Here is a 21,461-nt window from a genome sequence, read left to right on the forward strand (position 1 = left end):
AGCCATATCCTCATGGGAAGAATCCGTCACCATCATCGAGGGTGGTTAACGTTCGCGGTACTGGTTCCTGTCAGGTCTCTTCTGCGTGCCATTCATACAGGTGCATCGCTTTGTGACGGGCCCGGTCGGACTGATATCCGGCGTCACAGGCCGCTCGTTGCATTCGTGAAAGTTCAAGGGGAAGGAAGGTGCGGGCAGAAGGAGGGAACTCCTTGGCTCCTTCTGGCATGATCACGCTTCGGGTCAGCCCCTCTAGAAGGCATCGGCAGGCCTCACGTGAGCCCTCCAAGAGACCGACGTCCGATACTCCCGGCCTGATGGCATTTGTGCTAACCACTGCGATGGCTCGCAGTGTCGGATCGGCCCAAATCCAGACCTCGCCGGTTTCAAGGTGTTTCGCCAGATGGTCCTTGTTCCAGTATCGCCAATGAACACCATCGTAACAGTATAAATTTCCAGTGGTTTCCAGGTATGTTCGCCATTTTCGGGAATTCTTCCTGTCGGAGAGGAACCCAAGAGCCAGAGAACCATCAAGCGGGCCTAGTTTCACCAGTTCTGCCGGATAATTCCCGATGTCGATTCGTTTCGTCCTTCGCTTGATCGCAAACGGTCGCACTCGGTGAGGGGACCGGAAGAGATTTTTTATAAAAACCCGTTGCGATGCCAGGTTATCCATTGAAATCAGGCTACGGATATATTTTGCACCTCTTGATCTCAGGATCGGAAGGATCTCGGCCAAAAGTTGACTCCCGATACCGCAGGAAGAATAGTCTGGATCGATTCGGACACCTTCCACCCATCCTTCACAGGACGACATCATCTCGCCCCGGATGACCCCTATTGGCCGCTCCCCTCTTGCAGCAACCAAAATCACCCGTTTGTGGTCGCCAAACCAAGCCGGCCACGTCGATTCCGAGTAATCCCTCTCCGGCCAGATACGTCGGCAGAAAGTCAACACGGCATCCAGATCGCCTATTCGGGCTTGTCGGATCTCATAATCCATCGGTCTCTCTCTGAGAACAGTTTCAGGGGGCAGTAAGAACCGTCAAATCTCCTTGACTCTCCATCCTGTAGGTTTGGTGGAGATTCTTTATGGTCTCTCGCGCCGTCCGGTTATCCTCGATGAAATACACGAAAGACGAGGCCAGATAAGGGATGACGCTCTATAAGGTGTTCAGAATCGCCTGGTCGTTATGGCAGCCGTCATCGATGATCACATCAATTCGCCGGCCCTGCAGGATCCGGCCCAAGTACTCCGTGTGTCCAGGAACTGGTCGAATTCGAAGACTTCCGGCTGGTTGTGTTGAAAAGCCCCTCGTTGCTTGAGTTCGGACAGATTCCCCTGGTAATTGCTGAGGTCGATATCCAGCCAGATGACCCGTGCCTCCGGGAACAGATCGCACCAAACGGACAGTCCGGTTCTCTGCAGGATGCCGATCTCCACTATTGTGAGGTCCGAGCCGGCCTGCAGGAACCGGGACAGGTGCTTCGCGTACAGCTCCGCGTAGCCGTGCGTCAACGTGCGGTCTCCACCCGTCAGAAATCCCGCTTTCGAGGGATCCAAGCGGCTCGACGTTTTCTTGGGGATGTTCGTGACGTAACCCCCATAACGAATTTCCGTCCGGATCAACCATTCCGCGCTGCCCCGAGGGACCTCTATTTCATGGGCGGCGAAGCGCCGTTGTTACGAGCGTGCCCTGCACCCCGCAGAAACAGCCTCGCCTGGGTCAACATCGTTCGCGATCGGGCTCTTGTCGTCATACGCTTGTCACCTGTTCGGATTCCTTGTCACTCTGAACGCCGGTCATGGACGGGGAGAGGTACTCCCGCCCCCGGGGTCCGATCGGTGCAGGACCACTGGCCGCAGGTCCTTGTACCCGATGACACCAGGCCGGGCAACCAGCATCCGGGCCGGGACCGTCTCGTGCCGCAGCATCGCGACTAGCGCTCCCGGGAAATCGCCGCCGGCCAGGTGGACGAAAGGGTACTGGCCGCCGAAGCGGCAATTCAGCTCCAGGACGCAGCAGGCCCCCTCGGCCCGGAAGCAGTCCACGTCGAGGTTGCCGACGTGCCCGAGACTTTCCGACAGCTTCCGTCCCAGGCGCTGGAGTTCATGGTCCGCGACAATCTCCGCCGCGTCCGTTTCGCCGGCCCGCATGGCGAGTTTTTTCATGGGGACACAGGTAAGAAACCGTCCGTCGAGGTCGTTCAGGACGTTCAGACCGTATTCTTCGCCGGCCAGTTTCTGCTGGATAATCACGCAATGTTCCAGGTCCTGTCGCGATTCATACTTGAGATAGCTCCGCCCGATTTCCCGTTTCGTTTTTTCGTAGAAGACATCGAGTTCCTCAGCGTTTTCGGCGTGGAAGATCCCGATTGAACCCATCCCCCAGCGGGGTTTCACGACCAGGGGAAAGTCGACCTCGCCGCTGGCCAGCGCCTGCCGGCAGTTGCCGAGGGTGAGGAAACTCGCCGGAGTTTTGATGCCTTGCCCGCGAAGAAATCCGGCGGTCCGCCATTTGTCGTTGCAGATCAGGGCGGTCTCGGAACTCGGGACGAGGGCTGCCACGCCGGTCTCGCGGAACCGGTCACGGTTCGCAGCCAGGATCGGTATATCGATATCCAGCAAGGAGAGCACGGCGTCGATCCGCCAATCCCGGCAATAGGACAGGAGGGTGTCGATATAGCCCTCGGCATAGATCATCGGCGTGACGACCGCGTGATCGGCCAGTTGCATGGCATAAGTCATCACGCTGTTGGCCGCGTGGACCTCTCCCCGGCCCCCTATGGCAGCCTTGAAGTATTCGACGATATAGCTCCGCCGGCCGACCGAGGTGATCAAAAGATTGAGAACGTCCTTCATGACCGGCTAGACATCCGACTGTCCCGATAAACGGTCCAACAAAGTTCGGCATGCGACTCGACTTCCTTATCCAGGGAAAATTTTTCGACCGCCTTCGCCCTCGCCGCCTGCCCCATCTCGGCCCGCCGTATGGGATCGCTGGACAATTGTCTGATTTCTCTGGACAAAGCCACCTGATCTCTTCCCGGAATGAGAATCCCGTTTTTCCCGTCATCGATGATGAACGGAAGGATTCCCTGGAGGTCGAAAGCCACAACGGGCAATCCTGAAGAAATGGCCTCGATGATAGAAATGGGTAAACCCTCGTTGTTGGAGGCGAAGACGAAACCGTCCACGCAGCGCATGTAATCGGCGATCCGTTCGCTCCGGCCGGGAAGATGAACGCGTCCATTCAAGTTCATCTCCTCGATTGTATTCAGGAGCGTCCGGTAGTAAGACTCCTCGTTGATCGGCCCGATGATGATCAGATGCTCGTCGGGCACACCGGCAGACAGGAGACGCCAGGCCTGTACCAGCTCGAGGTGGCCTTTTCGCTTCTGGATCGCTCCAACCGTGAGGAAAAGCGTACTCTGCCGATTCGGCAGATTCAGCTCGGAGCGCAGGCGATCGATCTCTTCAACGGAGTCAGGAGGGCGATAAACCCTTTGATCCACTCCGTACGGTATCAGGCACAACCTGTCTTTCGGCCAGGAAACGTCCAAATATGCCTGCTCGAGGGCCGGGGAAACCGTGACCGCAAAATCGGCGTGACGGAAGAGAAACCTCCTCACTTTTCCACCAAGTCCTTGTTTGAATTTTCCAGCATGATTCTCGCCGATCACGGATTCACGGATGACAGGGCGCCTACAAACCTTACTGATAAAATATCCTGAAACACTTGCTGACATCATGGATACAAGATCATAGCGATACCGATTGCAAAAGAATTCTGGAAAGAGAGCGGCCTCTGAGAGGAAGATTCTCCGGGAAAGCGGCCAAGGTAACCGAACCCGCTTTATCAAGACTTCATCGACTATCTCTCTATTCGCCGTGTTCCCTATCCGCGGGGTCAGAACCCAGGGTTCGATTCCGTATTGCGGCAACAGTCGTAAACGTGATCGGAGATGATGTGCGTGACCACCGAACAGGGGCCAATAGGCTGGCATATACACAAGCAGTTTTAAAGTTTCCTCTCGATTCCCCGTTGCCATGGTTTTCTCGTCCTATCTGTAGATGAAGGATTTTATGATCAATTTTATACTGCGAATATAGTACTCTGGAAATATAAACATTTTGAGGGCAGCGATGCGGCCTTTCCTGAGTTGTCCGATTCGGATAAGATCACTAGCACGCCAAAAGAGAACCTGACGACGGTAGGCCCGGATGTCTTCTATCGGCACGGCGGTATTCCGGAAATGCCGTTTAGAAAGAGCTTCATCCAGGTTCTTCAGGAGAACCGTGTCACAGTCCGTAAGCCGGCTTCTAATCTTCCGAATATGAGCATCCCACCGGTTTTCCGCATCGAGCCGATATATCAGGGTAGGTTCGAGGCAGAAACCGATCGGATGGTTCAGAACGAGTTTGACCCACAGTGGCTGGGCCTGCTTAACGAACTCGCTGGCCGGGAAGCCCCCGGCCTGTTCCAGGACTTGCCGGTTCAAGGCGACGGATGAGCATGTCAGAATCTGGTTTTTTTTTGAGACGGCAAAATAGTTGTTGACTTGGCAGAAGCCATGATCTTCCACCAGTCCCGGGAAAACCGGATGCTTGATGGTTCCGTCAGGCATGACCCAGTAAAAGTTTGTTGCGTAGAGCCCGAAGCTGGGGAATCGCTTTTCTGCCTCGAGAATGTTCTCGAGATGAGTGGGCTTCCACTCATCATCGGCGTCAATAAAAGCGAACAGGTCGCTCCGGGCGACTTTTACGGCGTTGTTACGGGCCTGGTTGGGCCCAGTGTTCGGCTGCTGAAGATATCGGATGCGAGGGTCCGGAAACGCTTCCACGATTTCACCGGATCCATCGGTGGAGCCGTCGTCAACCACGAGGATCTCGATATCCTCAATCGTCTGGAGACGGACGGATTCGAGTGTGCGTCCGATGGATGCCCGCTTGTTGTACAACGGGATGACAACGGAGATAATGGGGTTTTCACTCATGTCCTCCCCTTAACAACCGGATCAGATGCCTACAGGATTCGACCGAGGCCTCGGTCGACAGATACCGGTTGAAATTCTGGATATTGCGTTTTGCAGATTGATAGGTCAGCGGTTTCCTAAACTCCTCGAATGACATTGCCGGAATGTCGTTCGTCGCCCTGACCTCGATATTCAATTGGCTCATGAAGCCGAATACCGGTGTTTCCCTTCGGATATAGACTGGTTTTCCAAGACTGAGAAACATGTACAAATGGCCCAGGCCGGCCTGGGCCAGGTGGGCCAGCACAAGGATGTCCATTTCTTCCCTTATCATTCGGCTGTATTCATCGTACGGCAGCTTGTCCTGGATGGATGCGAATTTGTCACCCAACAATTCCTGGCCAGTCAGTATTATAGTCTCTGCCTCATTTCTATCGCCGAAGGAAAGAAGGCAGGTGACCCGCACGTCCTCTTTACGGTATCACCCTAACCATTTCAGGGCTTTCCGGTGCCGACCACTCGCATTCGCCGACTGGTTCAGAAGGATTTGGGCGATTGACCCTGCTTTATGTTGTTGCTGGTCAATGAACTCTTCGTTGATTAGATTCGACGAGATCATGAAAACACGTTGGAAGTTATTCGCTCGCTTAAATAATGACCTGATTGGAGCAGATTCTCCCGGGGTCAAAGTACAGACGGCCTTGATGCTCGGCATCACGATCTTCTGACTGAGTCGGAGAACTCTGTTTTTGTAATCCTTCGCGGCAGCTATTCGACGCCAGATCAAAGGCTCACCGCCGAAACAGATAAGGGCCGCCCGTTTCCATAACTAGGGTGTAAGCAACAGCATCAGGAAGAGATCACTCGATCGGCCGCTGTGGACAAAAATTATATCATTTTTGCTGATTCGTAGTAACAGCTAAATAGTGCTCGAACGGAAACCCCTATTTTCTGGCGGGTTGAATGACGCTTTCGAGATATCCGCACCGTAAGGGGCTGCTTTTTCGGCCGAACCACACAAAATCAGCGTAATACGCAGAAATTATGGCCTTTTTAGAGACACTCCCCCCGTCTCCTGACTTCTTTCACTCCGTTGCGGTCTGGTCAGGCGGTTTTCTGCCGGCGGTCCGCCCGCTTCGCCCGCCGCCGGTCCTGTTTGAGCAGGACCACCCCCAGCCGCTGCACGTTCCGCGCCAGCACCGCCAGCGCCACGTACTTCTCGAACCCCTCGACCCCGTGGTCGGGGCAACGGTCCAGCCCATGCACTTCCAGCGCGTTGATCGCCGACTCCTCCGCCGAGTGCTGATGCCGTGCCCGCACAAAACCATCCTCGTTCTCCGCTTCCCGAGCTTCCCGGGACAGCTTCCCCTTCCGGGGCAGAAACACCCGCTCCAGCAGCCCCCGCAGCGCCTCCTGGTTGTCCGGCGAATGAAACCCCTTGTCGAAACTGCAGGTCCTCACCTCCGGGAAACGCGCCTTGGCCTCCTCCACCATGGCCACCGCCACCTGGTCGTCCGTCTCCTTCCGCATCACCCGGTGAAACAGGATGAACCGGTACTGGTCCTCCACCACACACACCCGCAGACCCAGCTCCACCGGCACTCCCGCCTTCCCCTTGCTGATCCACTCCGTGTGCTCCTCGAACACCGAGAACACCTTCTCTTCGTGCGGGATGACCTCCCCCTTCAGCACCCGCCGATCCACCTGGTCCATCTGCCGCCGGGCGTGGGAGGCGAACCGGGCCACCTCTTCCAAACCGTCCACCATCTTCATCGACTGCAACAGGACCACCGTCTCCATCGCGCGTTCGTAAAGGTTACCCGCCAGCTGGAGGTAGGCCTCGTGCGCCGCCCGGACCACTTCGTCCTGCTTCGCCTTCTTCACCGGGTCCGAAGACGTCGACCGCTTCGCCTGCTGCGCCCGGCGGAAAAGACGCTTGAGCTCCCTCAACAGGTGCTTGCTCTTTCGCCACCCGCCCACACCCGCCGCTTCCGCCGCCGCCGCCGTCAGTTCCACCACTTTCCGCATGGCGTCCCACAGCAGGTTGATGTCCGTCGGGTAGTGGACGTCCGTCTCCACCACGAACGAGTCACAACGGCAGTCGAGGCCGTCTCCGCCGTTTTTTTTTAGCACCGTGTGACCCGCTTTCACCACCACCTGGTTGATCTTGTCCAACGTCTCCACGGTCAACAGACCCACGTTGTCCTTCAGCGTCTGCAGCTTGTACTCCCGGTCGTCGTCCAGCAGCCCGTGCCCCAGCATCTGGCGGATCAGCCGGTGGTAGTTCACCCGGTCCAGCAGCCGGTCGTAGTCCCAGTCCAGGTTCAGCCGCAGCGTCCCCATCACCAGGATCTTCCACAGTTCCATTCCCGGCCGTCCGTTTCCCGAGTCCGCCCGTTTCGCCGCCATCTCCTCCAGGATCCGGAACACTTCTTCCCGTACCCCCGGCGTGACGTAGATGTACTGGAGCCCCCGGAGCAACTGGGGAATGTCGTCTCTGGACCGCGGGCTGAACGCAACCTGGTCGATGGGGGTTTGTCCGAACTGGAGCTGTGAATCCCTCACCTGTCTCATGCCGTCCTCCGTGGAATCGGCGGAAAACCCGCCAGAATCATGACGGCAATATAGCGCTCATCGTCTTTCAAGTCAAGAATATAATGAGTTCTGGTGTAGAATGTTTTACAAAACAAAATTGGCGTTACCGCCGCTTTCCCTTGTTCCAAATTTCTCAATAAGCCGCTCCAGAAGCTAATCATCGGGTTTCCGGCCAGGCACTAAATAATATTGGCCCGGCAGGGTACCACGAAGGATAACCGGTTAGCATCTACCGTCAGGCCCTCGAAGAACTTCGATTCCTCGTGGCTCAAATCCGCCTTGTTCTGGAAAATGTGGAAGATATGGCCGTCTTTTCCGGTCGACATCTCCCTGTAATACGTGGAAAATACCGGACGATGATCGAATTGATGTTCACGACCTTGCCGAAGAGAATGTGATAGAGTTTCATGCCGAAACTCACATTCGGTCATCGAGGCTGTTGGGGGTGTCTTTGTGCCGAAAGGTCGGCATCAGGGACCGCATCTCTCTTTTTAGCCATTCCTTCCCGGCGGGCGACGCGTTGTCCTCGATGATCGACTCGATCCGTTTGAGGAACCTCTCAAGTACTCCCGAAGGCCCCGGTCGCGCCTCGATCCCGACCAGGTTCGGCAGCCTGACCTCGACGGCGGATTCCCCCTCGCCGACGAATTCCTCGAAAGCCTTCTCGCCGCAGGTGTCCAGCGGGGTGAGCAGGAGCGGGTACTTGCCGGCTCCCGTATCATTCTCGACATTGGTTCGGGCTGACAATTCATTCTCGTAAACCTTCGGCTCCCAGCCGTGTTGGCGGAGAAACGCAACCGCGATGGCCTCCAGTTCACGCAGGTCGCTCTCGGGGTCGAGCCGCGGGATGAGTAGGTGCCCGGGCGGGGCACAAACCAGGGCCAGGAGACAGATCTGACCGGCTTCTCGCAGCGAGATGAAATACCGGCGGGTGCCCTTTGGAACGGCGAGGGGCTGCCGTTTTTCCAGACGTTTCTGGAAACTCTGCAGAAGACTCCCCTCCGAGAACGCGACGTTGGCAAACCGGGCGGAGGTAACCCGGGGGCCGGGCGGCTTTGTCCACAACGAAGCGAAGATGACGTCCTCCATGAGCCGCTTGCTGGCGCCCATCAGGTTGACGGGGTTGGCGGCCTTGTCGGTGGACACGCTGAAGAAACGGGCGGGGGCGAGGGGCCCGTTGAGCCAGCGCAGCAGTCGGGCGTTCTTGAGGACGTTGGTGTCCCACATCTGAAGGAGGGAACAGGTGTCCTTTTCCGAGCGGACGTGCTTGATGGCGGCGAAATTCAGGATAGCGTCGTAGGGAGGCTGCTCCAGCAAGAACCGGTGCATGATCGGGGAGCCGAAGTCGAGGGGCAGGCATCGGAAATCGGGAACATTCAATCCCCGGGGGCTGCTCCGCAGGTCGCGCACCAGTTCGGCCAGGCTGTTTTCGTTCTGGTCGACGACGTGAACGGCGGCGGGAACGAAGTCCAGCAGGGCGCGGAGGGTGGCCGAGCCAATGCTCCCGGCCCCTCCGATGAAAAGGAACCGCCTCCCCTCGACGCAGCCGGCGATCTCTTCTCTGCGCGCGGCGATGTCAGGGCTGAAGAGATCGAAGTCCCGGCCCGTGGCGATCGAAGCGATTTCGTCATCAATCCGCATGATGATTCCTTGCCATACTTTTTAACATCCTGGAGATCGTCTGCTTGATCCGTCCTTGGCCAGAAGGTCATGCTCTTCGGTACTCCGGCGGGGGTAATCCGGGAACTCACCGGAGAACAGGATCTCAGACAACTGTTTCATTTTCTTTCGGTTGCATCCCCGCTCGACGACGCTGGCCCGGTTCGGGCCGGCGGCCCGTTCCCGCATCACCGGGTTGGAGATGGATTGACGTAGCGCCTCTGCCAAGGCTTCCGTGTCCCGAAGGGGAAACAGGAGCCCGTTGCCGATCGACGGGTCGATCCACTCACGGTTCTGGGGAATGTCCGACACGACCGGGAAAACGCCGCAGGACAGAGCTTCCAGCAGCGAGGTCGATGTGCCATCGGAGAGGGACATGGAAACATAGATATGGGATTTCCGAACGGTATCCAGCAGGAGGTCGTCGGAGACCCCACCGAGAAATTCCACACGGTCCAGCATTTCGGGCGACAAACGCTCCCGGGCTGCTGACCGAGCGCGTTCCAGGAGGGGGCCGGCGGAGGTAAAGGTCACCGTGTAATCTCCGTCCCACTCTTCCAGGAGACGGAGGGCATCGATCAGCCGTTCGTTGTCGTAAACGGGCTTGAAGGCCCGGGTGCAGACGATCCGGACAGGGTGAGGCGGCTTTCCCACCGGCGAGAATCGGTCGGTGTCGATGCCCATCAACAGGGGGATGACCGGGGCCCGCGGGGCCAGTTCCCGAGTTTTTCGGGCCAGGTACTCTCCGTTGACGAACACCGCCCGGGCGGCATTCAACGCAACCCGCGTCAAGACCCGACGGAATCCGCGCATGAACAGGACGTCACTGCCCACGACGTAGACGGCAAAGGGTCGGACCCGGCTCAACCAGGCGGCCAGGGCGAAACTGCCTCCGTACAGAGTCAGGAGATGCTCCGATCCGCTTTTCCGGACGGTTTCCCGCAGCGTCAGGGCAAGCCGGAGGATCCCGGGCCCTTTGATGGAACGGCGCCCAAACCGTACAGAGCGTCTCTGAATAGTACCGTCACCAGGATCCTCACCGGATTCCTGCAGCCGGTCCGAAGGGGCAATGCCCGAGAGGGGATGATCCGGAACCTCGACCGTGGTGACCCGATGCCCGTTTTCGGCGATCCCGCGTACGACCTGCCGGGACCAGGGGGAGTCCCCTGACATCAGGACGGCCACGTTCATTGACCACCCCCGCCGAACTCATGCTCCCAGGCGGCCCTGAGCGCCTCCTCCAGGGTGGTCCGGATTTCAAACCCAAGCAACCGCCTGGCCTTGTCGTTGCAGCCATAGATAGTGTCGACCTCGGAAGCGCGGACCAGGGCCGGGTCCACCTCGAGGTCGATCGGGCGGGGCGAGTGGGCAAACAACATCCCCACGACCTCGTCAATGCTCCAGTCCCGGCCTGAGCAGATATTGAAGATTTCCCCCCAGAACTCCCCGCCCGCCATCTGCAGGTAAACCTCCACGGCGTCGGTAACCGAAACGAAATCCCTGCGACTGTTGATGTTTCCGGCCTTGACCACGGGCGGGGCGCTGTCGCGCAGGGCCGACCGGGCCCGCGCCAGGAGCGCCCCCACGACGAGCGATTTGGGGATTCCGGCGCCGACCAGGTTGAAGACTCGGGCAATCACGACCTTCAGGCCATAGCGGCGGAAATAGCTCTGACCTGCGAGGGTGGCGAAGTGCTTGCTCAGGCCGTAAGGCGTGACCGGACGGCAGGCGGTCTCTTCCGTTACCGGCAGGTCGAATCCGCCGACCCGGCCGTATTCGGCCGCCGAACCGACCAGGAGGATCCTGGCATCGATCCCGGCGGCGAGAACCGATTCGAGGAGGTGGATCGTCCCCAGCGCGTTTGTCCGGAAGACGTCCTGGAACGGGCCGTCGCCGATCGCGGCCAAGTGGAAGATGCCGTCGGGCCTGATTCTGCGAATCGTCCGGGAAAGCGCCTCGAAATCACCCACGTCGACGCGGTGATATTCCATGTCGGGCAGAACAGCCTGAAGATGCGCCTGGACGTCCAGGCCGATCACCCGGACGGCGTCAGCTTGCAGGCGCTTTACCAGGTGTGACGCGCTGAAACCGTTGACACCGGTTACGAGGGCTGTTTTCATGAATGCCTGGGCTCGGGAAGAAACTTTGCCCGATCGGTCACAAAGTCATCGTTCGCTTTCTGGAAGTCGTCGAAACGGCCGATATCCTGCCAGTAGCAGGTGGTCTCGTAACAAAAGACTGTCTTCCCGGCGTCTTTCAAGGCCAACATCAGGTCGGGGATGTCGAACTTTCGTCCAGGAGGGATGAAGTCGAGGGCCGGGCGCGACAAGATGTTGATGCCCATGCTGACGGAATAGGACAGCCTGGGTTTTTCGATGTACTTATACAGGACGCCGTTCGGGGCGACCTCGACGACACCGTAATCGATCTGGACGTCCCTCGCGTGCACGGCGAGGGTCGCCCAGGCGTTCTCGCTCCGATGGAACTCGAACAGTCGGCGATAGTCCAGGGTGGTGAGGATGTCGCCGTTCATGACCAGGAAATCGTCCTCGCAATCGGTGATCAGCTTGAGCGGGCCGGCCGTCCCCAGGGGTTCGTCCTCGATGCTGAATTCGATCTTCACCCCGAGCCGCCGCCCGTCGCCGAAAATCGCAGCGAACAGGTGGTGCATGTGGCCGAGCGAGAGCACGATCCGGTCGAATCCCGCCGCCGCCAATTGCCGGATGACGATTTCCAGGATCGGGACGTCGTCCAGGGGGAGCAGCGGCTTGGGGATCGTGACCGTGAAGGGTTTGAGCCGGGTGCCCTTGCCCCCCGCCAACAGGACCGCCATCATGTCGTGAATCCTCCCGTGAGACTGGTTCGTCCCATGGAACTGTCGGATCGCCCGTCGAACAACGAGCGGTAAAGCGACTCGTAATTCCGGATGAACCCGCTCCTTCCGAACTGTTCTTCAGCAAAACGCCGCGAGGCCTTCCCGAACCGAGCCCGTTCTTCCGGCGAGAGGGCCAGGCACCGTTCCAGGGCCCGGGCGATGTCTGAGACATTCCAGGGGTCGCAAAGGAACCCGTTTTCACCGTCCTGGACGATCCGGGGAATGTCGGCGACCGCACCGGCCACGATCGGCAACCCGCTGGCCATGCCCTCGCAGACCGTGTTCGGGAGCCCTTCCCGGGTGGAGACGAGGACCGCCGCGTCGGCCTGGCGGTATTCGGATTCCACGTTCTCGATCTCCCCGGCGAAAGTGAACTCCCCGCCGAGCCCGGACCGCTCGATGATTTCCCGCGTTTCCGCCATGTTGTTCCGCTGGTCGGGAATCTGGTCGTTGTACCGGCCCACCCACCGCAGATCGAACGGTTGGGGCGATCGATGCTTGAGCAGGGCCAAGGCTTCTGCCAGCCGGCGGGAATTCTTGCGGGTATTCATGGACGCGACGCAGACGAACCGGAACCGTGCCGGCTCCTTGGGGTTTTCCCGGGGTCGGAACCGGTCCAAGTCGACGCAGTTCCAGATCACGGAAGCCTTCTTCCGATAGGCCGGCATGTACGTCACCAGCGCCTCGAGAATGGAATGGGAATTCGCCACGATCCAGTCCGCGCCCCGGTACAAACGGGTGATCGCCTTGGCCCGGAGGTTCCCTCTTCTGCCATAATCCGGGTCGATCCGCTCCGAGACGACGACCTTCCACTGTCTTCCCCCGAGCCCGCTCAGCACAGCGATCGCGTTGGAGCCAGGAAGGTAGGCTTGCACGACGTCGGGCTTTACCCGATTCAACCAGGACCGGGCTCCCCGGATCCGGCCGAGCTTCCCCGTTACACCAAGCCTTTCGACAGTCACCCCGCTCCGCTTCAGCCGTGTCTCGTAAAAGTCGCTGACCGACTCCTGCCCGTGATAGTAACAGAGTGCGACCGGGTGGCCTTTCTCCCGCAAGCCGGCGGCCAGTTCGGACATCTGCCGCTCGGCACCGCCGGATCCAAGGCTTTCGATCAGGCAGGCGATTCTCATCTGTTGGATCCCGGGATAAAAAGAGGTTGCCTTATCCCATCCGACTCAGCCAGTTCGGGTTTCTTTTTGCAAAAATCCGTCACTTAGCGCCGGTTTCCTTGATCATAGACTGCTCTCCAATGCGGAAAAATGCCAATCAACATGTTTCTGAAAAGCCATTATTTTGCCCCAATGAGCCAGCAACCCGCACAGATGAGAAGCACGCCAACCCACCTTGACAGTGAGACGTCCTCCCCCAATAAGAGCCACGCCCCCAACAGACCGAATGCATATGAAATACTGATCATCGGGTATACAATGCTCAGCGGTGCCCCAGCAAGAACCTTCAACCAGAGGACAACCACGGAACCTGTGCAAGCCACCGCTGTCCAGGCTCGCCAATCAACCAAAAAAGCTCTGACAAGGCTTGCCATCCCAGCCCCGGGCGTTGTTGCCGTTATAGCCTGCTTGAGAAGGATCTGCCCGCCGGCTAACAACACATTCAATGCAAGAACCATCAGCAGCGTATTCGTAGCCATTTTCATTATGCAGATCCTTTGCCTGATAGAGAAGAAGTAAAAATTCGATAAACAATGTCGCGACTCATTTGTAACTCTCGAACAGACAATCGAGAATATTGCATTACTTGGAGCATCAGGTCTGACTGCCGTTATCTTGCTTTACAGTGTCGACAGAAGATCTTTCGAGATTTTCTATCCGCTCCCTCAACAAGGCAGCCTCCTGAAGAAGTACATTTTGCTTTCTCTTCAACTCGGAGATCCTGACGGTCAGATGAAGCAGTAAGAGTATGGAGAAGAAAACGCCGGCAAAAAAATAGAGAGAAGCCGGGTTAATCCCGCCCAGCCAACGGACCAGTTTTAGCGTGAAACCATCGAAAAAAATCAGAATGGCTAAAACAATTGTTGATACTAGCCAGAGCAACGAATACTCTTCTCGCATTGATTTCTTCCGAACCAGTTCTACGACACATAAAGCGAGAGCGAGGCAGCAGGCAATCGCCAAAATCTTGGTTTGGATGGGCATGTTGTCAATCCTTGCGGGCAAGTATATGCATGACATCGAATGCATTAATAGGTATTGCCCATTTTTTCATCCGACGGGGGAGGGGGATGGAAAAACAAGCTGCAGGGAAGGCCAGAGAGTATAGCTTTGAAAAGTATCGAATTTTTATGGTTGAAAACCTGCTGTTTCTCAGGAGATCCACCAAAGCTCTCTTGGAGAAACCGAAAAGGTGTTCTGGGGGGGAAACGAGTCGCCAACGTGTCCCGGCGATTCTGGCATGCCAACTTGAAGCATTCCCTGTTGAAATCAGTAATAATCCGCCATTTCGAAGTAGTTGGTGTGCAATCTCGAGAAGTCTCAAAGGATCCGTGAGGTGTTCGATGGTGTCGAGGGCGACGAATGCATCCACCGACGCAGGTTTGATTCCAGGTTCGTCCCGAAGAATATCAGCGAACCGAACGGGCAATCCATACTTTTCTTTTGCCAAGATTGAGGCATACTCTGAAATCTCGAAGCCCGTTGCATTCCATCCCGATCGGAGTGCCGCCTCCAGAAAGAAACCCATGGCGGATCCTACCTCGACCAGAGTGCCGGGATTGGCGTGCTGCTCTATCCATCGGATCAACCGGAAGGCGTTGCGAAGGATGTTTGCGTGTTCAGCCTCATAATCAAGATAAGCAACTCCCTTTTCGTTTCGGTAATAGGATTCTTCGTAGTACTGATCCATTCGATCAGGAATCTGTTTTCGATCAACGAAATGGGAACCACAACGAATGCATCGATACAGATTAATTCGATTCTTTACGGTCCATTCTTTGACCTGATCTGGACCGCAGAGTATGCAGGACGGCAAATGACCGGTAGTGGCCATGGATATCATCGATCTTCCGGTTTTCTCAGCAGCAGCGCGATCAAGGCCAGGAGATAGTGAAAGGGGTAGATGAAGGTCATTCCCCAATTGATTGAACTGCGACCGCTCCGACGGGGCCGGATGACGATGGGGACTTCGACTAACTTAAATCTTTTTAAATGAAGCATGACCAACCCGATGGCATCCCGATACTCAAAGCTCTGGTCCTTTGCGTATAAAGCTATAGCTTCGCGGTTGTAAGATCGGAACCCGCACGTGGTGTCGGAAATCCGTTGCCCGACAATCAGGGAAGTGATCCAACCGAAGACCCGTGTACCCACTGCCCGGGCAATTGGCATGCGATAGTCGGTCCGGCCCAGGAATCGAGAGCCTATAACTATATCTGCGCGATTTTCACGCAAGGGACGAACAAGGTCCGGGATGGAGGCAGGGTCATGCTGACCATCCGCATCAACTTGCAGAGTAACGGAATATCCGTTGCGATGGGCATACTTGAAACCCGCTTGAAGCGCACAGAACATTCCGGCATTTACCGGGAGGCTGATGACCCTTGCCCCCATCCGGCGTGCAACCTCTTCGGTGCCATCGGTAGAACCATCGTTGATCACCAGGATATCCACTTTTTCTTCGCAGTTTTGAATTTCCTTCAAGACCAGTGGCAGGTTGTTTGCCTCGTTGAAGGCCGGAACCAGGACCAGAATCTCCGACTCACGCATGGGGTATAACCTCGAAATGCAGTGTGGAAAGAACATTTTCGGCGGCATGCTCAGCTTCCTCGGCGGTATCCCCTTGGGTGATCACAAAACCAGCCCGTTCATGGCTCCCGGTCAAGGGGCGGAGCATCTGGCCCTCCGTGGCATAGAGTTCCAGCCTGACGACTCCGGGGAGAGCCGCTGCTTCTCTCAGGTTCTGAACGCCGACAAGATATCCGGTGCCCGGTTGGAAATAGCTAATGGCTGCTCCACGCTCCCATGAAGGTTTCATTTTACAAACACACCCGAGAGCGCTCTCCAGAACCAGACCGACCAGGTCCACGCCTGTTGAGAGGGGTACCAGGTCCGATGTGATGAAATCTCCTCCGAGGCGGGCTCCGACTTCGACGATTACGGGACCGCCTTCTGTGAGGATAATCTCGGTATGAGTGGGCCCCTCCAGTATACCGAGGGCAAGGGCAGCCTGGCGGGTGAGGGTTTCAATGGCATACCGGACCTCGTTCCCGAGCCTGGCTGGTTGAGTGTGCCCAGTTTCCACGAAATGGGGAGGCCCGGAGGTTTTTTTTGCCGTAATCTGGACTACCGAGAGCTCACCCTGATGCGACAGGGTTTCCACACTGAACTCAGGACCTTGCACGAATTGTTCAACGACCACCTTCCCGATGCGGGAGAAGGACCTTGCATGATGGAAGGCCTGGCGTATCCGGTCTGGTTCTGACACCAGTGAAACTCCACGGCTGCCTGAAGAATCTACGGGCTTTAAGACAACTGGCCCATGCAGAGCTTCAAAAGCGGAGAGGGCTTCTGCTTCGGTCTGAGTCGCAATGGATAGAGGGGAGGGTATTTCTTTGGCGGACAATGCCCTGCGCTGAAGATCCTTTCGAGTGCATATCCTTGCAGTTTCAGGCGATATTCCAGGAAGTCCCAGTTCCTTGTTGGCGTGAGCGATGGCATTGAGAGGTTGATCGGTGGCCATCGTGACGATGGCTTCCACCGCATGCAAGCGACCGACCCGAACAAGCCCTTCGGCATCCATGGTGCTTACGGTCTCGAAGATATCGGCCATTGGGCGGCCTGCCGCTCTAGCGTCCTGGTCCACGACAATGACCCGATGCTTACGCTCGCGGGCAGCACGGATGAGCGGAACCTGCAGGGGGCCTGCCCCGACCACGAGGATTCTAGCCATCGTGTCTCAACCTTCCCAGGATATGAACTCCCACAAATCCATTCTCCGTATGTCTATGGTCCCGGAGAAAGCCTTCCCGAACGAATCCGGACTCCAGAAAACACTTGAGGGCACGGTGGTTGAAGTCGAAAACATAGGCATAAAGGCGGTGAAGGTTCATCTTTTTAAAAGCCTCCTCCTGAATCAGCCGGAGCGTGCAAGTTCCGATACCTTGCCCTCTGAGTTTGGCTTCTCCGATGAAGAGCTGAACTTCAGCCCGGCTGTCGCCTGTATCAACATCAACCAGGTAGAGATTACCGACATGTATAGTCTTGAAGTCGACAGCGAACAGTCGCACATCCGTTCTGCTTCGCATCCGTGCAAACCAGTCGACATGGGATGCCTCTGTCGGAGCAGATCGGGTTCCCAGGTAACGCCGGAGTTCAATCTGCTGCAACCAGCGGAAGGTGTGCTCGTGATCCGCTTGGGTATACTCTCTCAGTATGAATTGAGAGGATGTCATAGAACTGAACCCGCAATGATTTTTTCCACCGCATGGATTACGTCATGAACATCCGCGTCGGTCATCGTAGGATAGATGGGCAGGGAAATGATGCTATTGAAAACCGCTTCCGCCTTGGGATAGGCTCCGGCGCGGAGACCGAATTCCTTGCGGTACAAGGGATGCAGATGCAAAGGAATGAAGTGGACGCTGGTGCCGATGTTCTCTGCCCGCAGCGCCTCGATGAAGTGGTCTCGGGAGAGTCTCCTGCAATCTGGTGACAGACGGATAGTGTAAAGATGATAAATGTGCTCGGAATTTGAATTGTCTCTGGGCGGCAGAATCAATTCGCTCTTGCTTTTGAATTCTTGGTCATACCGCTGTGCTATTTCCCTCCGGCGACGGGTGAAAGATTCGATCTTCTTGATCTGGCAAAGGCCAATTGCCGCTTGAACATCGGTCATGTTGTACTTGTAACCCAGATCGACAATCTCGTAATACCAGGATCCCATCTTCGAATATCGCAGCCATGCGTTACGCGATAGCCCATGAAGTGAAAGCATCCGGGTGCGGTTGGCGAATTCCTCGCTCCGGGTCGTGATCATACCGCCTTCCCCGGTGGTGATGGTCTTGGTGGCATAAAAACTGAAGCAGGTGGCGTCGGAGACATTGCCGATCCGCTCCTGACCGTAACGGGCGCCCGCGGCGTGGGCAGCATCCTCGATGACACGAAGGTTGTACCGCTCTGCCAGTTTGAGGATGGGTTCCATATCCGTAGGCAATCCCCCGATATGGACGGGGATGATCGCCCGAGTTTTCTTGGTGATGGCATCTTCGATCCGGGAAGGGTCGAGGTTGTAGGTCGATTCTTCGATGTCCACGAAGATGGGTCGAGCTCCCACCATCATCACGGTATTGCCGGTTGCTGCGAAAGTAAGCGGGCTGGTGATAACCTCGTCCCCCGGTCCGATCCCGTAACCCAGAAGGCAAAGATGGAGAGCAGCGGTACAGGAATTGACCCCAACGGCATAGGATGCTCCGACGTATTCGGCGAAGGCCTCCTCGAAGCGTCGGGTCTTGGGGCCCACGGTGAGCCAACCGGAGCGGAGGGTATCCACCACCTCGGCGATCTCCTCCTCCCCAATGGAGGGCAGGGCAAAGGGCAGGAAGGATTCGCGGACCGGGGTGCCGCCTTCTAACGCCAAGCGTTCGCTCATGGGGAATTCTCCTTGAGTTCAGGATAGGATATCAGACGTTCAACTGCTTTTTGCCACGTGGGCCTGAAGCGTGATAGGAGGAAGATGACCCCGCAGGCTGCCAGGGCAATGAGTAATCCGTCCATGGGCACCCGGTAGCGGAGTTTTCCGTAAAGTAATGCATGCAGGATGGTAAAGTATGCGATGAAACCGTAGAGGGCGGCGAATTTCCGGAACTCTTTGCGGATTCCCCATGCGCCAACGATGGCCAGAGGCAGAATGAGGCCGAATGAACCGAGACCGACGATAAAATAGAACCTGGCTTTTCGGTTGTCTTCCGAATTCTCTGGGTACAACTGCCAAAAACACTTGATGTTATGCCAGATCACGGCCGGATACTGGTTGATGTTCTCGAGGATAAGCCGTTTTCCCTCTGTGGTCAGGAAACGGTCTCCAGCCAGACGCTCAGGGTGTCCGGCTCCTGCCGGGTAATAGTACTTTGGCAGTATCTCATGCTTGAGAAAAGCGCTACGTTCCTTTTCATCTGGTATAGTGAGCCTGAGGGCAGTCTGGTAGAGCATCACGCCTCCCCCGATGGTGGGGGCAAGGATCACTTCCCCGAAGTAGTACCGGTTAACCAGCACCCAGGGGGTGTAAAGGGCAATGAAAACTGCCAAGGTCACTAATACCGGTTTCAGCCAGGCCCTAAGTCGAATACCTCTTCCCAGGATGAAGATGAAGGGGACAGACAGGACAAAATAAAAAATCGAGGCTCGGGTTAGGGCCCCTGCCACCAGGATTGCTCCGAACAATACGGCAGGCCGCCATCCCGGCAATCGCACAGCCTGAATCGCCGTCAGCACCAGAGCTGTGATGGCCAAGGTGGTAGCGGTCTCGGTCAGCGCATAGCCTGTAAAAAAGATGAAGGATGGGTAGATGGCACCTCCGACGAGGGTCAGAAACCCGGCGGCTGACCCTGCCAGTTCACGGCCAAGAGAAAAGAGAATAAAACCCAGAGGGATGAAGAGCAGAGCCTGAAAGAGCCTTGCCGCCCTGTAATCGGGCCCTGTTATTGCAAACAGACCTGCAAAGAGAACCGGAACACCGGGTGGAACATGGTAATATACTGTCCTGTCGAAGGAGCCTTCGTTCAAAAGATTTATGGCCGATTGAACATAGTCTCTTTCATCCGGCATGAGTTTTTCGTTGGGAAGTGTCAGCACATAACCTGTGCGCAGGATCAGGCCTAAAAAGATCAATGCCCAAATCAACGGTGAGCTATAGATGTTCTTTTTCATTTATCAATCCAGCTTCGTTTGATAGCTTTTGGATTTTTCAGCGGAAAGGGTTTTGATTTTAAGCGGTCGAAGTCCTTCTTGAAACAACATAACCATTTCCCAGATAATTTATCGCTATTTGCGTATTCTTGTTTGTCCTTCTCGAAACGTTGGCGCCAATTCCAAATAATATATACCAAATCGGATGAAGATAATTCCCGCTGGATAGTTGGCCGATGCAAACGGAGATTAATAATAGGTAAAAAGTTATGCCCAAGAAGTCACGTGTTAGAGTCTTCTGTCTTGCTCTGGTAAAAAATGCCCAACCGGTTCTAAACAGGATGAAAAGAAATCCCGCCATACCGATGATTCCGGTTTCCGAGAGGCCTTCTACAAAAAAATTATGTGTTACTTTCGATTTATTTGGGTCGTCCCTCAACATCTCGTAGCGAGTATTGTTAAAGCCAACACCTATTAAAGGATGTTCTTCAAAAATACGCCAACCTCTATTCACTAGGTCGAGGCGCATTTCTATCCCTGATTCTCTCCCTCCTTTCTGAGTAGAGAATGCTGTTTCCCATCTGTCTATTAGCTTTGCCGGAATTATAACACTGGCAGCAATCATCACTCCTGCGGCTAACACCAGGCCCCAATTACGCGTGTGTTTCAATATAAGAAGACCGAAAAGGACGGAGAGCATGGCTACCGTGGCACCGCGAGATTGAGAAAAAAGGAGGCCGATTCCGCATAGCATCAGGATAATCAGACTAAGTAATCTTTGCCGCTTATATCTGAAATAGTTTATAAAACCAATCGCCAATATGGCCGACTGTATACAGGTCTGGCCATAACCATTTGGATTGCCGATGAAACCCGACAACCTCATCGCAGTCTCGAAATTCCCAATTTCGGCCAGACCAGAGATAACAGTCAGGAGTCCTCCAAATGCCAGAGAGAACACCAGGAATGTCTCCGCTCTTGGAGATGAGATGTAATAGGCGATAATCCAAAACAGCAATAGGTTCATTACCATTTTTATGATTCCTGTAATCGCCCCGAGACCACTATCCAGTGTGCCCAGAGTTCCAGCAAGGATCATCACGAATAAAGCTATTGAAAAAGGATGAACTAATAGTCTGTTTTTTGTGCGCAACACTGAAATTAATGCAATTGCCGCCAGAATGAAACCAATATACTTGAAGAGGTTCATTTCCACAATCTGGACAGGTAAATAGACCATGGCCAGAAAAGCGAACAGGATTGGTTGTATTGGTTTGGGTATATCCTCTGGTGAGTGAGGGGGTCGATTCAACCGCTCTGCGCCATGCGAATTACTGTTGGCTCCAATGCCAATATTATGTGAAATTAATTGGTTGGTTCTCATCCTGATTCTGCTCCCGGTGAGGTGGGTTATCGTTCCACCGAACCGATGCTCTCGGTGCGTGTCTCTCGAAGGTACCCATCGCTCTGCAAGATAGTCGCTTCCGTGACTCACCCAA

Annotated in this window: 22 protein-coding genes; all 22 read right to left on the reverse strand. The window is 55.8% G+C overall.

Annotated features, from left to right (window positions below; translation table 11 throughout):
- Positions 1-70 precede the first annotated feature (70 nt).
- The 22 genes from KA419_07460 to KA419_07565 all read right to left on the reverse strand — a co-directional run bounded on the left by KA419_07460 (position 71) and on the right by KA419_07565 (position 21,346).
- Complete coding sequence (locus KA419_07460; GenBank protein MBP7865772.1) at positions 71-1,003, reverse strand: GNAT family N-acetyltransferase; 933 nt, start codon at positions 1,001-1,003, stop codon at positions 71-73.
- A gap of 210 nt (positions 1,004-1,213) precedes the next feature.
- Positions 1,214-1,519: a hypothetical protein gene (locus KA419_07465; GenBank protein MBP7865773.1), complete on the reverse strand. Its 306-nt coding sequence runs from the start codon at positions 1,517-1,519 to the stop codon at positions 1,214-1,216.
- 285 nt (positions 1,520-1,804) lie between these two features.
- Positions 1,805-2,863 (reverse strand): ATP-grasp domain-containing protein, encoded by a 1,059-nt coding sequence (locus KA419_07470; GenBank protein MBP7865774.1) that lies wholly within the window; start codon positions 2,861-2,863, stop codon positions 1,805-1,807.
- Entirely contained in the window at positions 2,860-4,053 is a 1,194-nt protein-coding gene (locus tag KA419_07475) for a glycosyltransferase family 4 protein (protein ID MBP7865775.1), read from the reverse strand. The genes KA419_07470 and KA419_07475 overlap by 4 nt, the downstream gene beginning before the upstream one ends.
- 12 nt (positions 4,054-4,065) lie before the next feature.
- Positions 4,066-4,998: a glycosyltransferase family 2 protein gene (locus tag KA419_07480; protein ID MBP7865776.1), complete on the reverse strand. Its 933-nt coding sequence runs from the start codon at positions 4,996-4,998 to the stop codon at positions 4,066-4,068.
- A complete protein-coding gene (locus KA419_07485) occupies positions 4,991-5,443 on the reverse strand; it encodes a hypothetical protein (protein ID MBP7865777.1) in 453 nt (150 codons plus the stop codon). The genes KA419_07480 and KA419_07485 overlap by 8 nt, the downstream gene beginning before the upstream one ends.
- Positions 5,444-6,081: 638 nt before the next feature.
- On the reverse strand, positions 6,082-7,551 hold the full coding sequence (locus KA419_07490; protein MBP7865778.1) for an ISNCY family transposase: 1,470 nt from the start codon (positions 7,549-7,551) through the stop codon (positions 6,082-6,084).
- Positions 7,548-7,733: a hypothetical protein gene (locus KA419_07495; GenBank protein MBP7865779.1), complete on the reverse strand. Its 186-nt coding sequence runs from the start codon at positions 7,731-7,733 to the stop codon at positions 7,548-7,550. Before KA419_07495 ends, KA419_07490 begins: the two co-directional genes overlap by 4 nt.
- 256 nt (positions 7,734-7,989) lie before the next feature.
- On the reverse strand, positions 7,990-9,213 hold the full coding sequence (locus KA419_07500; protein MBP7865780.1) for a polysaccharide biosynthesis protein: 1,224 nt from the start codon (positions 9,211-9,213) through the stop codon (positions 7,990-7,992).
- Between the two features lie 21 nt (positions 9,214-9,234).
- On the reverse strand, positions 9,235-10,422 hold the full coding sequence (locus KA419_07505; GenBank protein ID MBP7865781.1) for a glycosyltransferase family 4 protein: 1,188 nt from the start codon (positions 10,420-10,422) through the stop codon (positions 9,235-9,237).
- A complete protein-coding gene (locus KA419_07510; protein MBP7865782.1) occupies positions 10,419-11,351 on the reverse strand; it encodes a GDP-mannose 4,6-dehydratase in 933 nt (310 codons plus the stop codon). Before KA419_07510 ends, KA419_07505 begins: the two co-directional genes overlap by 4 nt.
- A complete protein-coding gene (locus KA419_07515; GenBank protein MBP7865783.1) occupies positions 11,348-12,067 on the reverse strand; it encodes an NTP transferase domain-containing protein in 720 nt (239 codons plus the stop codon). The genes KA419_07510 and KA419_07515 overlap by 4 nt, the downstream gene beginning before the upstream one ends.
- Positions 12,064-13,236, reverse strand: a complete 1,173-nt coding sequence (locus KA419_07520; GenBank protein MBP7865784.1) for a glycosyltransferase family 4 protein — start codon at positions 13,234-13,236, stop codon at positions 12,064-12,066. Before KA419_07520 ends, KA419_07515 begins: the two co-directional genes overlap by 4 nt.
- A 381-nt stretch (positions 13,237-13,617) precedes the next feature.
- A complete protein-coding gene (locus KA419_07525; GenBank protein ID MBP7865785.1) occupies positions 13,618-13,809 on the reverse strand; it encodes a hypothetical protein in 192 nt (63 codons plus the stop codon).
- Positions 13,810-13,869: 60 nt separating this feature from the next.
- A complete protein-coding gene (locus KA419_07530; GenBank protein MBP7865786.1) occupies positions 13,870-14,259 on the reverse strand; it encodes a DUF2304 domain-containing protein in 390 nt (129 codons plus the stop codon).
- A gap of 4 nt (positions 14,260-14,263) precedes the next feature.
- On the reverse strand, positions 14,264-14,965 hold the full coding sequence (locus tag KA419_07535; protein ID MBP7865787.1) for a class I SAM-dependent methyltransferase: 702 nt from the start codon (positions 14,963-14,965) through the stop codon (positions 14,264-14,266).
- 149 nt (positions 14,966-15,114) lie between these two features.
- Entirely contained in the window at positions 15,115-15,825 is a 711-nt protein-coding gene (locus KA419_07540) for a glycosyltransferase family 2 protein (protein MBP7865788.1), read from the reverse strand.
- Positions 15,818-16,888, reverse strand: a complete 1,071-nt coding sequence (locus tag KA419_07545; protein ID MBP7865789.1) for an ATP-grasp domain-containing protein — start codon at positions 16,886-16,888, stop codon at positions 15,818-15,820. Before KA419_07545 ends, KA419_07540 begins: the two co-directional genes overlap by 8 nt.
- 112 nt (positions 16,889-17,000) lie before the next feature.
- A complete protein-coding gene (locus KA419_07550) occupies positions 17,001-17,510 on the reverse strand; it encodes a GNAT family N-acetyltransferase (GenBank protein ID MBP7865790.1) in 510 nt (169 codons plus the stop codon).
- A complete protein-coding gene (locus KA419_07555) occupies positions 17,507-18,706 on the reverse strand; it encodes a DegT/DnrJ/EryC1/StrS family aminotransferase (GenBank protein MBP7865791.1) in 1,200 nt (399 codons plus the stop codon). Before KA419_07555 ends, KA419_07550 begins: the two co-directional genes overlap by 4 nt.
- Positions 18,703-19,983 carry a glycosyltransferase family 39 protein gene (locus tag KA419_07560; GenBank protein ID MBP7865792.1) on the reverse strand — a complete coding sequence of 427 codons (1,281 nt, stop codon included), beginning with the start codon at positions 19,981-19,983 and terminating at the stop codon, positions 18,703-18,705. Before KA419_07560 ends, KA419_07555 begins: the two co-directional genes overlap by 4 nt.
- A 58-nt stretch (positions 19,984-20,041) precedes the next feature.
- Positions 20,042-21,346 (reverse strand): O-antigen ligase family protein, encoded by a 1,305-nt coding sequence (locus KA419_07565; protein ID MBP7865793.1) that lies wholly within the window; start codon positions 21,344-21,346, stop codon positions 20,042-20,044.
- Positions 21,347-21,461 lie beyond the last annotated feature (115 nt).

Source organism: Acidobacteriota bacterium, assembly GCA_018001935.1.
Lineage (GTDB): Bacteria > Acidobacteriota > JAAYUB01 > JAAYUB01 > JAAYUB01 > JAGNHB01.

What these genes read in the sequence shown, in the direction of transcription:
- KA419_07500 (MBP7865780.1), bottom strand. Translation starts at nt 9,213, where the DNA reads ATGCGGATTGATGACGAAATCGCTTCGATCGCCACGGGCCGGGACTTC.
- KA419_07530 (MBP7865786.1), bottom strand. Translation starts at nt 14,259, where the DNA reads ATGCCCATCCAAACCAAGATTTTGGCGATTGCCTGCTGCCTCGCTCTC.
- KA419_07495 (MBP7865779.1), bottom strand. Translation starts at nt 7,733, where the DNA reads ATGATTAGCTTCTGGAGCGGCTTATTGAGAAATTTGGAACAAGGGAAA.
- KA419_07565 (MBP7865793.1), bottom strand. Translation starts at nt 21,346, where the DNA reads ATGAGAACCAACCAATTAATTTCACATAATATTGGCATTGGAGCCAAC.
- KA419_07520 (MBP7865784.1), bottom strand. Translation starts at nt 13,236, where the DNA reads ATGAGAATCGCCTGCCTGATCGAAAGCCTTGGATCCGGCGGTGCCGAG.
- KA419_07535 (MBP7865787.1), bottom strand. Translation starts at nt 14,965, where the DNA reads ATGGATCAGTACTACGAAGAATCCTATTACCGAAACGAAAAGGGAGTT.
- KA419_07540 (MBP7865788.1), bottom strand. Translation starts at nt 15,825, where the DNA reads ATGCGTGAGTCGGAGATTCTGGTCCTGGTTCCGGCCTTCAACGAGGCA.
- KA419_07475 (MBP7865775.1), bottom strand. Translation starts at nt 4,053, where the DNA reads ATGGCAACGGGGAATCGAGAGGAAACTTTAAAACTGCTTGTGTATATG.
- KA419_07550 (MBP7865790.1), bottom strand. Translation starts at nt 17,510, where the DNA reads ATGACATCCTCTCAATTCATACTGAGAGAGTATACCCAAGCGGATCAC.
- KA419_07510 (MBP7865782.1), bottom strand. Translation starts at nt 11,351, where the DNA reads ATGAAAACAGCCCTCGTAACCGGTGTCAACGGTTTCAGCGCGTCACAC.
- KA419_07560 (MBP7865792.1), bottom strand. Translation starts at nt 19,983, where the DNA reads ATGAAAAAGAACATCTATAGCTCACCGTTGATTTGGGCATTGATCTTT.
- KA419_07460 (MBP7865772.1), bottom strand. Translation starts at nt 1,003, where the DNA reads ATGGATTATGAGATCCGACAAGCCCGAATAGGCGATCTGGATGCCGTG.
- KA419_07545 (MBP7865789.1), bottom strand. Translation starts at nt 16,888, where the DNA reads ATGGCCGATATCTTCGAGACCGTAAGCACCATGGATGCCGAAGGGCTT.
- KA419_07515 (MBP7865783.1), bottom strand. Translation starts at nt 12,067, where the DNA reads ATGATGGCGGTCCTGTTGGCGGGGGGCAAGGGCACCCGGCTCAAACCC.
- KA419_07490 (MBP7865778.1), bottom strand. Translation starts at nt 7,551, where the DNA reads ATGAGACAGGTGAGGGATTCACAGCTCCAGTTCGGACAAACCCCCATC.
- KA419_07470 (MBP7865774.1), bottom strand. Translation starts at nt 2,863, where the DNA reads ATGAAGGACGTTCTCAATCTTTTGATCACCTCGGTCGGCCGGCGGAGC.
- KA419_07480 (MBP7865776.1), bottom strand. Translation starts at nt 4,998, where the DNA reads ATGAGTGAAAACCCCATTATCTCCGTTGTCATCCCGTTGTACAACAAG.
- KA419_07555 (MBP7865791.1), bottom strand. Translation starts at nt 18,706, where the DNA reads ATGAGCGAACGCTTGGCGTTAGAAGGCGGCACCCCGGTCCGCGAATCC.
- KA419_07505 (MBP7865781.1), bottom strand. Translation starts at nt 10,422, where the DNA reads ATGAACGTGGCCGTCCTGATGTCAGGGGACTCCCCCTGGTCCCGGCAG.